A 13412-nucleotide genomic window follows, 5' to 3' on the forward strand; every position below is an offset into this window, starting at 1 on the left:
CCTCTGACTTTGTTTATTTGATTCGAACGGAGCTCTGTTCATCTACAGGAATGTTAACGTAAAGAATATCATTCTTGTTATCATAGAAGTATGAGCGAGATTTCTTCTGATTTTCTGCTAATGTTTGAACGGCCGTGTACTTTTGGTTGCCTGCTTGTACTTTTACCGGCTTATTCACTGTGTGTAGCTTTAGCGTATATTGCTTAAGTTTTGATTCATATCCTTTTGCCATCTTCTGTTGCGTAAACACTACATTTTTACCTTGACGTAGTACACTCAGATTCGTCTGATTGAATTTACCTTGTTTATATTGATAAGTCTTTCCATCATCTTCATAGAACGTGTAGGATGCTTTTTGATCTAAATAAGTGTCTAAGATAAGGTTTGTTAATGGCTTCTCATCTGTATATTGCTGAACGTCACGCGTTGGAATCATCGAATTCTTCTTCACAAAAATAGGTAAATCACCTAAAGCAACGTTTTGTGAAATCGTTTGTCCACCATTGTATTCTTGACCAGTCCAGTAGTTGATCCATTTCGTACCACGAGGTAAATAAATGTCGCGCTGTGTTTGGCCTTCTTTTACAACTGGAGCTAACATCATTGAATCACCAAACATGTATTGGTCGCTAATGTTATACGTCTTTTCATCATTTTGGAATTGATATACAAGCGGCTGTTGTACTGGTTTTCCAGTATCCGCTGCTTCTTTAAATTCGTTATATAAGTATGGAAGTAACTGATAGCGCATTTCAATATACTTTTTACTGATTTTTTCAATTTCTGGACCGAATGCCCACGGTTCTTGACCTTGTTTTACGGCTGCTTTTGCGTCACTATCGTAGTGAATACGAGAGAATGGTAGGAAAGCGCCAACTTCAATCCAACGAGCATACATTTCTGGTGTTGGACGTTGTGCAAATCCACCGATATCATTTCCAACAAACGCGACACCGGAAAGACCAATGTTCATATTCATCGGAAGAGACATTTGTAGGTGCTCCCACGTTGAAGCGTTATCTCCTGTCCATAAAGCGGCCCAGCGCTGAGATCCTGCATACATATCACGCGTCAGAACAAATGGACGTGTTCCAGGTTTATTTACCTTAAACGCGTTATATGTTGCTTCGTTTTCATCATGTCCGTACTGATTGTGGTATTCCGTATGCGGAATTTTGTGGTCTTCTGTACCGAAATAGGCGTCTAGTGGCATTGTATGATGCTGTGTATCGTTGTCAACAAATACAGCAGGTTCATTCATATCATTCCACATTCCGTCAATACCCTCATTTAAAAGCACGCTATGCTTTTTAGACCACCAGTCACGTACTTCTTTTTTTGAGAAATCAGGGAATACGGAGTCCCCAGCCCAAACGGGACCGACAAACGGTGTACCGTCTGCGTTTTTAGCCCAGTAATCTTTTGCGGTACCTTCTTTGTATACGTCGTAATTTTCATCAACTTTAACACCAGGATCATTAATTGCAATTGCTTTAAATCCAGGCATTGCTTTTAAGTCTTTTAGCGCTTTTTTATAATTTTCATCCCATGTGAATACACGATGTTCGTTCATGTAATCAATGTCGAAGTGCATTGTATCTAGCGGGATTTTTTTATCGCGGTATGTTTTGGCTACATTCACGATTTCTTCAGGCGTATAGCCCCATTTACTTTGATGTAGACCTAGCGTCCATTCCGCAGGAACTTCCATTTTACCCGTTAATTGCGTGTAGCGATCTAATACGTCACTAATTTGCGGACCGTAAGCAAAGTAATAGGTTAAGCTCCCACCGTTCGCATAGAAGTAGTAATAATCATCTGATTCACTTGCCATCTCATAATAAGAGCGGTGAGTGTTATCGAAGAAAATTCCGTATGCTTTTTTATCCTTTAAGCCCATAAAGAAGGGGATAGTTGTGTAGACATATTTCGTATCTTTTGTGTATGAATAAGCGTCCGTGTTCCACATTCCTAGGCTTTTTCCACGTTTATTTAAATCAAGGCCAGCTTGTTCACCAAATCCGTAAAAGTTCTCGCCTTCTTGTGTTTTCTTAAATACATATGGCTTTCCGTCTTCATACCCAGACGTCGAACCGTTACCCATGTAATCTTCGTTAATGACATTTCCTTGCTTGTCCATAAACTTTACGCCGAACGGCTTCGTTTTAATAGACACGTTTAGCTCTTCTGTTGAAAGGATGAGATCAGTTCCCTTATTCTTCAGCGAGAATTTAGGAGTTTTCCAATTCGTTTTGGCAATTCCGCGAGAAGTAGGATCTTTTTCCCCTTTTTTAACGACGGAAACTTTTACTAAATCTTTTGCAAATACGCGTATGTAAGCATCATTTGTACCAAGATCAAGCTTTACTCCGTTAGGAAGCTTCTGTATGCCCTTTACAGAAAGTTTTTGAAGATGATCCTTTTGTAGCGGAGTATCTGCCTCTGGCTGCGTTACAGCAAGTGCTGAGGGAAGTGCTGCTGATACTGAAATACTTGTTGCAACAGCTAGCGATGCAAAAACTTTAAGCGCTTTGTTCTTTGTTGAAATGCCCATTCTGTCACCTCTAAGTGTAATAAGTTTTGTTGAACCCGTGATTACTATAGCCACCGCTTAAAAAGCTGTCAACATGGCATTTTCTATTAGAAAACAATAACGCAATAGACCTACTGAGGTGATAAGATCAACGATGAAAGCGACACACTTTTTAGTGGAACCGGTTTTTTTCTGAAAGTTAAAATAAATATCTTTACCTAGTCATTTACAAATTATCAAATTAAGTAGGTGTAAAGCATGATGAATTGCAACACTTCGTAATAATAGTGGTTAATTTTACAAACAATAACGTTTGATTTGCTTTTTTACAGGGTATATTTTCACTTATTGAGGCAAAGCAAATTACTTTGTGAAAAGAATGAGATGTGCAAAAATAATAAAGACAACGATTACTGAGGAGGTTTTTTTACATGGTTAAAAGTTTAACAGATACAACAACGCTACATAACGGCGTGAAAATGCCTTGGTTTGGATTAGGCGTATTTAAAGTTGAAGAGGGACAAGAAGTTGTTGACTCTGTAAAATACGCACTTAAAGCTGGATATCGTAGCATTGATACAGCAGCTGTATACGGCAATGAAGAGGGCGTTGGACAAGCACTTAAGGAAGCCAATGTTGCAAGAGAAGACCTGTTTATTACAACAAAAGTTTGGAATGCTGATCAAGGATATGAATCAACTCTAGAAGCATTCGAAACAAGCATCAATAAATTGGGATTAGATTACATTGATCTATACCTTATTCACTGGCCTGTTGAAGGGAAATACAAAGAGACATGGAAAGCGTTAGAAAAGCTTTACAAAGACGGCCGTGTTCGTGCAATTGGTGTAAGTAACTTCCACGTACATCATTTACAAGATCTGTTAGAAGATGCAGAAATTAAACCGATGGTGAACCAAGTAGAGTATCATCCACGTTTATCTCAAAATGAGCTACGTAGCTTCTGTAAAGCACAAGGAATTCAGCTTGAAGCGTGGTCTCCGTTAATGCAAGGAGAACTATTAGATAACGAAGTACTTCAAGAAATCGCGAAAAAGCACAATAAGTCTGTGGCACAGGTCATTTTACGTTGGGATCTGCAAACAGAAGTAGTGACAATTCCTAAGTCTGTAAAAGAGCAACGCATTATTCAAAACGCAGATATCTTTGATTTTGAATTATCACAAGATGATATGAGCAAGATCGAGGCGTTAAATGAAGACCGACGCGTAGGTCCAGATCCGGACAATTTTGATTTTTAATCTAATGAAAAAGCAGGCCTCGGCCTGCTTTTTTTGTTATTCAAAAAACTGCTTCTCAATGATCGATTGATAGGGAAGAAATACCTCATCGGAAGTCGGAGCTAATACGCTAATGCTCTCATTCGTAAATGGATGAGGAAAGGCTAGTTTTATTGCGTGAAGAGCCTGTTGTGTAGTAGACGCATTCTGTTTTCCTCCATACAGAACATCGCCTGCTAGAGGATGTCCGAGATGACTAAGATGAACACGAATTTGATGAGTTCGTCCAGTTTCAAGTGACAGTTCTACTAAAGTTTGCTGCCTTTCATGATCCCGCTTTAACACTTTATAATGAGTGATGGCTTTTACACCATTCTCTGATACACGTCGTCTAGTGGAATGATGTCGGTCTTTACCGATAGGCTCTTTAATGATGCCTTTATTTGTCTTAATAATTCCTTCTGCAACTGCAATGTAGGTGCGTTTGATCTGTCTCTTCTCAAGCATCCCATCTAAGATCGCACTAGCAAGGTGGTGCTTGGCGAATAAGAGCGCTCCAGAAGTGTCACGATCAAGACGATGAACGTGCCTTGGCTTTAGAGAGAGGCCTTCTGTTAAGAAGTGAAAGGCCACAGCATTTGTAAGCGTCTGGTCATCATCTTCGTCAGAGGGATGCGTGTCCATTCCCGCAGGCTTGTTGACGACAAGCAAATGATCATCTTCAAACCGAATATCTAAATCTGCATAAAAAGGAGTAACCGAATGCTCCTCGTCTGCAAATACCTGAACTTCTAATCTATCGCCTTTTGAGACTTTCGTTTGCCATGGCACGGTCTCTCCGTTTAAGCGAACGGACTTTTCCATACGCCATTTATGTAAAAGTTTTTTTGGAACAGGCCACGTTTTTTTTAACCATTCTTCAATTGTTAACTCATTAGTCGTTGAGAGAATAAGCTCCAACCAGTTACCTTTTCTATTCATCATGAAACCACCTATTTAAAATTCTAATCATTTTTCTAGTATAACCGATATAGTAGGTGAATACATTGTTAGCATTGTGCTAGTTACTTTCCTAAATCTAACAGAGATCGGGAAAGAACGGCTAAAAAGGCAATAAGATTAGGTATATAAAGGTGTTTATAAACCGTTCAAAATAGTAGGAAATAACTACCTACGTTCTAGAATGAGGTTTTATGATATCCTATACCTACTTACAGAAAAAGTAATTTAAAAGGGTGATTACATTGAAAATTGCGCTTGCTGCACCTCCAGAAATAGAGGCATACATAGACGAATTAACAGAATATATAAAATACACGATTATGCCTTCCTATTTAACTCCAGATGAATGCACATATTTTCTTAGCATGAATGTATTAGATCCACAAGCAAGTCCTGTAAATAGATATAATGGGCTACTTGAGGAAGCGTTACATATTGTTAGCAGTTTACAAGTTTTAATTAGTGTAATTGAGTCTCTTCGGTCTCAAAATGTCAATGACCGTGCACGCCTGCTCTTTGAGCATAACAGTCGAAAATTAAAGGAATACGGCTTTTTCTTTCCATTAACAATTGAATATTTTGTAAGCGATCGTCTTCATTATGATTACGGAGACTCTTACTCTTATCAGTATGCAATTAATTAAGAGCTATGTTGAGCGCGGTTTCGCTCGACATAGTTCTTTTTGTCGAAAAGTGAACACGTATTTTTTGTTTATTTGGATTATTTTGTCTTCTTTGATCAAAACACTTCTTTTACCAAATAATGTCGTTTATAATCGATATATTAAAACGCTTTTTGAACGTTCATAGACTAGAGATGAGAACGATAGAGAAGCATCAAACTTCTAGGCAGTATAACAGGTGAAGCCTCAAAGGAAAGTGTCAACTAATCGAATAGCTAGGGGGATCAAGAAGATGAAAAAGCTGTTTGTCAGTTTACTAGCTTTGGTACTGCTTGTTTTAAGTGTAGGAGGCATGCAATCTAAGGCGGCTACCTCTAATCAATGGCTTATTATTAATAAGTCTACTAACAAGCTCGCGTTTTTTGAGAATGGAAAGCTCGTAAAAGAATTTAATGTTGCCACAGGTAGAAGTCCAAGTTATACGCCAGAAGGAACCTTTAATATCGTAAATAAAATTAAAAATCGCCCTTATTATAGCAAAAATATTCCTGGGGGAAGCCCTAAAAATCCATTAGGAGATCGCTGGTTCGGGATTGAAGCGCGCGGTACATATGGCAATACGTACGGCATTCATGGAACGAATAACGAAAGTTCAATAGGGAAGTACGCAAGCTCTGGCTGTGTACGTATGCATAACAAAGACGTAAGGTGGTTGTTTGAACGAGTAAAAGTTCCAACAAAGGTAACCATTGGCTATTTTAAAGCGCAAAGCTTTGAGGACATTTCAAAGAAAAGCGGCTATGCTGTTGCTTCTTCTTGTAAAGGAGTTTGTTATGACGGAAAGCCAGTTAAGAAGGGACAGGTAGGGTTTGTTACATTGAAACAAAACGCTGCGCTTAAGCAGGTCGGCAAAGACGGTAAAGTAGTTGTTGTTAAAACGTTAGGAAAAAGCGGTGTGTTTGGTATTTATAAAGTAGATCGTACTAGCAATCCAACGAAATTATTTATATCAGGAACTGCTTATGTTGAATATTCACCGAATCAAGTGGCCGTTCAGTATATACCAGGAAGTATTTTAGCAAAAGTAAAGTAAACCCTTTTTCATATCTAACATCATTTCATGAATCCGATTGCTCGCTATAAATGGCGAATAAGGGGTTCTTTTTTTTTTATGTATACCTCCTAATGACAAAAGTTTAAAGTTCAGAAAATAGGGAAATATACATTACGATGTTAACGAAAGGAATGTTTCATTATGTCGACAATTGATCTGTCTAGATTTGAAAAAAAAATGATTATCCGAAACATTAAAAACGAAGATATTGATGAAATTTTAGCTCTCCAAAAAATCTGTTTTCCAGGCATGGTGCCATGGAAGCGAGATCATTTAGAAAGTCATTTACATATATTCCCTGAGGGGCAGTTTTGTGCAGAGTACGACGGAAAAATTATCGGATCGTGCTCAAGCTTAGTGATTAACTTTGATGAATACGATGATCAACACACGTGGGACGATATTACAGATGAAGGATACATCACCAACCATAATCCAGATGGCTACAATATGTATGGAATTGAAGTGATGGTTCACCCAGATTATCGTGGAATGAAAATTGGTCGCCGCTTATATGAAGCAAGAAAAGATTTAGCAAGACAGCTGAATTTAAAAAGCATCATTATTGGAGGAAGAATTCCAAAGTTCCACAAGCATTCAGAGGAGCTCTCTCCAAGAGAATATGTTGACCAAGTAATGCACCACAACATTTATGATCCAGTTCTGTCTTTTCAATTGATGAATGGATTTACGTTAATGCGGATCAATCCAAACTATTTGCCAGACGACCTAGCTTCGAATAAATATGCAACATTGATGGAATGGAATAACGTTGAATACGTTCCTAAAACGAAGAGACACTTTAAAACGTCTTTTCCGGTGCGAATTTGTGTTGTGCAGTACATGATGAAGCAAATTAGTTCGTTCGAAGAATTTGCTAAACAAGTGGAATACTATACAGATGTCGCTTACGATGCGCGTGCAGACTTTTGTGTATTCCCGGAAATTTTCACAACGCAGCTCATGTCCTTCCTGGATGAAAAAGTCCCAAGTCAGGCTGTCCGAAGAGTGACGGAGTTTACAGAAGAATACATTGAGCTTTTTACTAATTTAGCGATTAAGTACAATGTCAATATTATTGGAGGCTCCCACTTTGTTGAAGAGGATGAAGAAATTTATAACATTGGTTACCTCTTCCGCCGTGACGGAACAATTGAGCAACAGTATAAAATTCATATTACACCGAACGAGCGAAAGTGGTGGGGAATTAGTCCAGGAGATAAAGTAGAAGTATTTGATACGGACTGTGGAAAAATCGCCATTCAAATTTGTTACGATATCGAATTTCCTGAGTTGGCTCGTATTGCAGCTGAAAAAGGAGCCAACATCATCTTTACACCTTTTAATACCGAGGATCGCCAAGGCTACCTTCGCGTTCGTTATTGTGCACAAGCTCGGGCCGTTGAAAACCAAATTTATACGGTAATCGCCGGAACCGTTGGGAATCTCCCTCAGGTAGAAAATATGGACATTCAGTACGCTCAATCAGCCATCTTTGCACCGTCTGATTTTGAGTATGCACGTGATGGAATCGTAGGAGAATGTAATCCAAATATTGAAATGGTTGTCATTGGAGACGTTGATTTAGAAATCCTCCGTCGCCAGCGTCAATCAGGCACCGTCCGCCAGCTGAAAGACAGACGCCACGATGTCTACAACGTTCAGTATAAAAAATAACTCTCTGTTTGTTGAATAAAAAAGAGAAAGAAACCAAAAAAATAGAGGTTTCTTTCTCTTTTATCATAATAACGGCGCTATTTAATGATAATATGTAGAGAAGCGTTTTAAGAGGTTCAGCAAAAATTGGAGTGATAGTAAATGGTTTTTCATGATCAGCATATCTTACCTGCTGTACGTGATATGAAGCAGTTTGAACGATTTTTAAAAAGTCAGTTTGAATATGGTGTTCTTTTAGATAGTCAGTTGGGTCAGCTAAAAGGCATTATGAGAGAAGCAAAAGCGCATGGAAAAAAGCTTATGCTTCACGTAGACCTCATTCAAGGAATTAAACACGATGAGCATGCAGTGGATTACTTGTGTCAGGAATTAAAGCCTGCAGGATTAATTTCAACAAGAAGTTCCGTTATTGTTCGGGCTAAGCAAAAAGGTGTCTATGCCATTCAGCGTGTGTTTCTATTGGATACGACTGCATTAGAAAAAAGCTATTCCCTGTTAAAAAAAGTTCAGCCTGATTATATTGAGCTTTTACCTGGAGTAATTCCTTCCTTTATTGAAGAAGTGGCCAAAGAAACGGGAATTCCTGTTCTAGCAGGAGGATTGATTCGTGCAGAAGAAGAAGTGAAAAGGGCTCTTGCCTCAGGTGCGAGTGCTGTGACAACTTCAAACAAAGAATTGTGGGACGTGACATTCAATTAACTTGTCTTCATAGATGTGAATGGCAAAAAACGGTATAGGTCAAATTCCTTAAAATCGTTTGACACCGCTTTCAATATCTAGTATTCTATGTTCATAAGTTAATACATGTGACGGAGAAACTGGAGATCCACAATATGTTAGCGTATTAGTATTAGCAGTACTATATATGTGAAGAGATATTGTGGATTTTTGTTTTTCTGGTCCAGCATTTTTTATAATCAGCACTGTAACCGTTTACAGATAGGGGGAAATAACATGAGTCCATTTTGGGGAGAAGTCGTAGGAACAATGATTCTAATTATACTAGGTGGAGGGGTTTGTGCAGGTACAGCATTGAAAAAATCCTTCGCTGAAAATTCTGGCTGGATCGTTATTACATTTGGTTGGGGTTTAGGGGTAGCGATGGCCGCTTATGCTGTTGGAGGCATTAGTGGAGCACATTTGAATCCAGCACTAACAATTGGTCTTGCAATTGCTGGAGATTTTGCTTGGGATCAAGTTCCTATGTATATTCTAGGACAGTTTTTAGGGGCATTTTTAGGTGCATGTCTTGTGTATCTTCAATATCTACCTCACTGGAGAGCGACGGAAGATCCAGGAGCTAAGCTAGGCGTGTTCTCTACAGGACCAGCTATTCCAAATCCATTTGCAAACTTATTAAGTGAAATTATTGGTACATTTGTTTTAGTTTTAGGCATCATGGCAATCGGAGCAAATAAATTTACAGAGGGATTAAACCCATTAGTAGTAGGATTTTTAATCGTAAGTATTGGTCTTTCTTTAGGTGGTACAACAGGTTATGCGATCAACCCAGCAAGGGATTTAGGACCACGTATCGCACATGCATTACTACCGATCGCAGGTAAAGGTGGATCCAACTGGGGCTATGCGTTAATCCCAGTCATCGGACCAATCCTGGGCGGAGCATTCGCAGCCGTATTTTATCAAGCCGTATTCAAAGAAAATATGACTACTTATTTCTGGCCAGTTGTTATTATAATGGTAGTAGTTTTAGGGATTGCGTTTGCTCTTACAAAAAGTAAAGAGACAACAAAAGCTCTTGCAAAATAAACCAACTAATAAATAATGATTAATTTCTAAAATTGGGGGAATTAAAATGGAAAAATATATTTTATCACTTGACCAAGGTACAACTAGCTCACGTGCGATTTTATTCAACAAGCAAGGAGAAATTGTGCATACAGCTCAAAAAGAGTTCAAGCAATATTTTCCTAAGTCTGGTTGGGTAGAGCACAATGCGAACGAAATATGGGGTTCTATCTTATCTGTTATTGCATCTTGTTTATCTGAATCAGGTACAACTCCTGAACAAATTGCAGGAATTGGGATTACAAATCAACGTGAAACAACGGTAGTATGGGAAAAAGAAACAGGTCGTCCGGTGCATAACGCAATTGTTTGGCAGTCTCGTCAAACAGCAGGAATTTGCGAGGAATTAAAACAGCAGGGACATGAGAATACTATCCGTGAGAAAACAGGTTTGTTAATTGACGCTTATTTTTCAGGAACAAAAGTAAAATGGATCCTTGACAATGTAGAGGGCGCTAGAGAGAAAGCGGATAACGGTGAGCTATTATTTGGAACAATTGATACATGGCTCATTTGGAAGCTTTCAGGTGGAAAAGCGCACGTAACAGATTACTCGAATGCATCACGTACGTTAATGTTCAACATCTATGATTTAAAATGGGATGATGAGCTATTAGACATTTTAGGTGTTCCAAAATCTATGCTTCCAGAAGTGAAACCGTCTTCAGAAGTATATGGTGAAACAACGGAATATCATTTCTTCGGTCGTAATATTCCAATTGCAGGGGCAGCTGGGGATCAGCAAGCGGCGCTATTTGGTCAGGCTTGTTATGAAGAAGGAATGGCTAAAAATACGTACGGAACAGGGTGCTTCATGCTGATGAATACGGGAGAAAAAGCCGTAAAATCTGAGCATGGCCTCTTAACAACGATTGCGTGGGGCATCGATGGGAAAGTTGAATATGCTTTAGAAGGAAGTATCTTCGTTGCGGGTTCAGCTATTCAATGGCTGCGTGATGGCTTAAGAATGTTCAAAGATGCGAAAGAATCTGAGCGCTATGCAAAGCGTGTTGAGTCAACAGAAGGCGTCTATTTAGTACCTGCCTTTGTTGGACTTGGAACACCTTATTGGGATAGTGACGTGCGCGGTGCGATGTTTGGAATTACACGCGGCACGAAAAAGGAACACTTCGTTCGTGCTACGCTTGAATCTCTTGCGTATCAAACAAAAGATGTATTAGCCGCAATGGAAGCGGACTCAGGTATTAGTTTAAAAACACTGCGTGTTGATGGTGGCGCGGTTAAGAATAACTTCCTCGTTCAGTTCCAAAGCGATTTATTAAACGTTCCAGTTGAGCGTCCAGTTGTAAACGAAACAACGGCTCTTGGGGCAGCTTATCTTGCTGGTTTAGCTGTAGGCTACTGGAAAGATAAAGAAGAAATCGCTAAGCAATGGAACATGGAAAAATCATTTGAGCCAGACATGGAAGAAGAAAAACGCGAAGAGCTATATAGCGGATGGAAAAAAGCCGTGCAAGCGACAATGGCATTTAAATAAGAACGGGTAAAAAACCTTTGCAAGTAGAAATGAATATGGTAAGATAAAAACAAGTTAATAACTGGTTGGAGAACAGGGAGAGACCATGAGTCCTTATCGCATTTATTGCATAGGGGACTTGTGGTCTCTTTTTATTTCGAAAGGAGAAGGATAAAAATGGAATTTTCAAGTCGTAAACGAGTTAACATATTAGATCAATTAGCAGGAGAACAGCTTGACGTGTTAGTTATTGGAGGAGGAATCACTGGATCAGGAATTGCTCTTGATGCAACGACACGAGGACTAAAAGTTGGATTAGTGGAAATGCAAGACTTTGCAGCTGGAACATCTAGTCGTTCAACTAAACTTGTTCATGGTGGGCTTCGTTATTTAAAACAGTTTGAAGTGAAAATGGTTGCAGAGGTAGGAAAAGAGCGTGCGATTGTATACGAGAACGGTCCACACGTTACCACTCCAGAGTGGATGGTCCTTCCATTTTACGAAGGCGGAACATTCGGTAAATTTTCTACTTCCATTGGGCTAAGAGTATATGACTTTTTAGCTGGGGTAAAACGTAATGAACGCCGTAAAATGTTAAGCGTAGAAGAAACATTAAAACGTGAACCGTTACTAAAATCAAAAGGTTTAAAAGGTGGCGGGTACTACGTTGAGTACAAAACGGATGATGCTCGTTTAACAATTGAGGTTGCAAAGGAAGCAGCAAAACGCGGTGCGCTATTAGCAAACTACGCAAAAGTTGAAGAGTTTATTTATGAAAATGGCAAGGCTGTTGGAGCCGTTGTAGTCGATCAAATTCAGGGCAAAAGCTACAAAGTATACGCGAAGAAAATTGTAAATGCTGCAGGACCATGGGTAGATACACTACGTGAAAAAGATAATTCAAAAAAAGGAAAACAGCTTCAGTTAACAAAAGGTATTCACCTTGTTATTGATCAAAGCCGTTTCCCGTTAAAACAAGCGATTTATTTTGATACACCAGACGGACGCATGGTGTTTGCGATTCCTCGTGATGGCAAAGCTTACGTAGGAACAACGGATACTGTATACAAAGCAGATCAAACTCATCCACAGATGACAGTAGCAGATCGTAAATACGTGATTGATGCTATTAACTTCATCTTCCCGGATGCGAAAATTACAGAAGCAGATGTAGAATCAAGCTGGGCTGGTGTTCGTCCGTTAATTCATGAAGAAGGAAAAGATCCATCTGAAATCTCTCGTAAGGATGAAATTTGGACATCTGATTCAGGACTTATTACAATCGCTGGTGGTAAGTTAACTGGATACCGTAAAATGGCTGAAATCGTTGTCGATTTAGTAGCGAAACGTTTAGGCGAAGAAATCGGCAAAACGTTCCCTGCTGCTCAAACGAAGCATATGAGCATTTCAGGTGGAGATGTTGGAGGCTCTAAAAACTTCCCTTCATTCGTAAATGCGAAAACAAAAGAAGGTATGCAGCTTGGTTTATCACAAAGTGCGGCTGAAAAGCTTGTAAGACGATATGGTTCAAACATTGATACTGTTTTTGGCTATATCCGCACGCAAGGGGAAGAATTGACTCGCAGTCAGTTGCCAATCGAAGTGTTCCTACAAATTTTCTACGGCATGGAAGAAGAAATGGTAACAAAACCAATTGATTTCTTTATCCGTCGTACAGGTGCTGTATACTTTGATATCGATTGGGCGCGCCAATTTAAAGAGCCTGTCGTTCGCTATATGGCTCAACGATTAGGATGGAATGAACAACAAACGGCTTTATACACGAAGGAAGTTGAAAAACACATTCACGATGCGGTCGTTCCACTTGATGAGTCAGCTCAAAAAATTAGCTAATTAACAGGCTCTCGCTCGAAATTTGTCAAAATTTCCATTATGATGATAGAAGGAAACGTAGCTTAAAATGTAGAAGTTAATG

Annotated in this window: 10 protein-coding genes; 8 read left to right on the forward strand and 2 right to left on the reverse strand. The window is 39.2% G+C overall.

Annotation, left to right across the window (positions count from 1 at the left end):
* Window positions 1-13 precede the first annotated feature (13 nt).
* Window positions 14-2554, reverse strand: a complete 2541-nt coding sequence (locus IE339_RS02955; RefSeq protein ID WP_242173397.1) for a glycoside hydrolase family 31 protein — start codon at window positions 2552-2554, stop codon at window positions 14-16.
* 410 nt (window positions 2555-2964) lie between these two features.
* On the opposite strand from IE339_RS02955, the gene IE339_RS02960 reads away from it, so the two are divergent.
* The gene (locus tag IE339_RS02960; protein ID WP_242173399.1) at window positions 2965-3795 is read left to right on the forward strand and encodes an aldo/keto reductase; all 831 of its coding nucleotides are present in this window, start codon (window positions 2965-2967) and stop codon (window positions 3793-3795) included.
* 36 nt (window positions 3796-3831) lie between these two features.
* Here the strand turns inward: IE339_RS02960 and IE339_RS02965 are convergent, their stop codons facing one another.
* The gene (locus IE339_RS02965) at window positions 3832-4758 is read right to left on the reverse strand and encodes an RluA family pseudouridine synthase (protein WP_242173401.1); all 927 of its coding nucleotides are present in this window, start codon (window positions 4756-4758) and stop codon (window positions 3832-3834) included.
* 260 nt (window positions 4759-5018) lie between these two features.
* On the opposite strand from IE339_RS02965, the gene IE339_RS02970 reads away from it, so the two are divergent.
* The 7 genes from IE339_RS02970 (at window position 5019) to IE339_RS03000 (ending at window position 13330) form a co-directional block, all read left to right on the forward strand.
* On the forward strand, window positions 5019-5420 hold the full coding sequence (locus tag IE339_RS02970) for a DUF5365 family protein (RefSeq protein ID WP_242173403.1): 402 nt from the start codon (window positions 5019-5021) through the stop codon (window positions 5418-5420).
* A gap of 271 nt (window positions 5421-5691) precedes the next feature.
* A complete protein-coding gene (locus tag IE339_RS02975; RefSeq protein ID WP_242173405.1) occupies window positions 5692-6492 on the forward strand; it encodes a L,D-transpeptidase in 801 nt (266 codons plus the stop codon).
* Window positions 6493-6654: 162 nt separating this feature from the next.
* Window positions 6655-8190: a GNAT family N-acetyltransferase gene (locus tag IE339_RS02980; RefSeq protein WP_431522779.1), complete on the forward strand. Its 1536-nt coding sequence runs from the start codon at window positions 6655-6657 to the stop codon at window positions 8188-8190.
* A 141-nt stretch (window positions 8191-8331) separates the two neighbouring features.
* Entirely contained in the window at window positions 8332-8889 is a 558-nt protein-coding gene (locus tag IE339_RS02985) for a glycerol-3-phosphate responsive antiterminator (RefSeq protein WP_242173408.1), read from the forward strand.
* Between the two features lie 255 nt (window positions 8890-9144).
* Complete coding sequence (locus IE339_RS02990; protein WP_242173410.1) at window positions 9145-9960, forward strand: MIP/aquaporin family protein; 816 nt, start codon at window positions 9145-9147, stop codon at window positions 9958-9960.
* A gap of 46 nt (window positions 9961-10006) precedes the next feature.
* Window positions 10007-11497: a glycerol kinase GlpK gene (gene glpK / locus IE339_RS02995; protein ID WP_242173412.1), complete on the forward strand. Its 1491-nt coding sequence runs from the start codon at window positions 10007-10009 to the stop codon at window positions 11495-11497.
* Between the two features lie 156 nt (window positions 11498-11653).
* On the forward strand, window positions 11654-13330 hold the full coding sequence (locus tag IE339_RS03000) for a glycerol-3-phosphate dehydrogenase/oxidase (protein WP_242173414.1): 1677 nt from the start codon (window positions 11654-11656) through the stop codon (window positions 13328-13330).
* The last annotated feature ends 82 nt before the right edge of the window (window positions 13331-13412 follow it).

The organism is Priestia koreensis, assembly GCF_022646885.1.
Classification (GTDB): Bacteria; Bacillota; Bacilli; order Bacillales; family Bacillaceae_H; genus Bacillus_AG; species Bacillus_AG koreensis_A.

What these genes read in the sequence shown, in the direction of transcription:
- IE339_RS02955 (WP_242173397.1), bottom strand. Translation starts at nt 2,554, where the DNA reads ATGGGCATTTCAACAAAGAACAAAGCGCTTAAAGTTTTTGCATCGCTA.
- IE339_RS02960 (WP_242173399.1), top strand. Translation starts at nt 2,965, where the DNA reads ATGGTTAAAAGTTTAACAGATACAACAACGCTACATAACGGCGTGAAA.
- IE339_RS02965 (WP_242173401.1), bottom strand. Translation starts at nt 4,758, where the DNA reads ATGATGAATAGAAAAGGTAACTGGTTGGAGCTTATTCTCTCAACGACT.
- IE339_RS02975 (WP_242173405.1), top strand. Translation starts at nt 5,692, where the DNA reads ATGAAAAAGCTGTTTGTCAGTTTACTAGCTTTGGTACTGCTTGTTTTA.
- IE339_RS02980 (WP_431522779.1), top strand. Translation starts at nt 6,655, where the DNA reads ATGTCGACAATTGATCTGTCTAGATTTGAAAAAAAAATGATTATCCGA.
- IE339_RS02985 (WP_242173408.1), top strand. Translation starts at nt 8,332, where the DNA reads ATGGTTTTTCATGATCAGCATATCTTACCTGCTGTACGTGATATGAAG.
- IE339_RS02990 (WP_242173410.1), top strand. Translation starts at nt 9,145, where the DNA reads ATGAGTCCATTTTGGGGAGAAGTCGTAGGAACAATGATTCTAATTATA.
- glpK (WP_242173412.1), top strand. Translation starts at nt 10,007, where the DNA reads ATGGAAAAATATATTTTATCACTTGACCAAGGTACAACTAGCTCACGT.
- IE339_RS03000 (WP_242173414.1), top strand. Translation starts at nt 11,654, where the DNA reads ATGGAATTTTCAAGTCGTAAACGAGTTAACATATTAGATCAATTAGCA.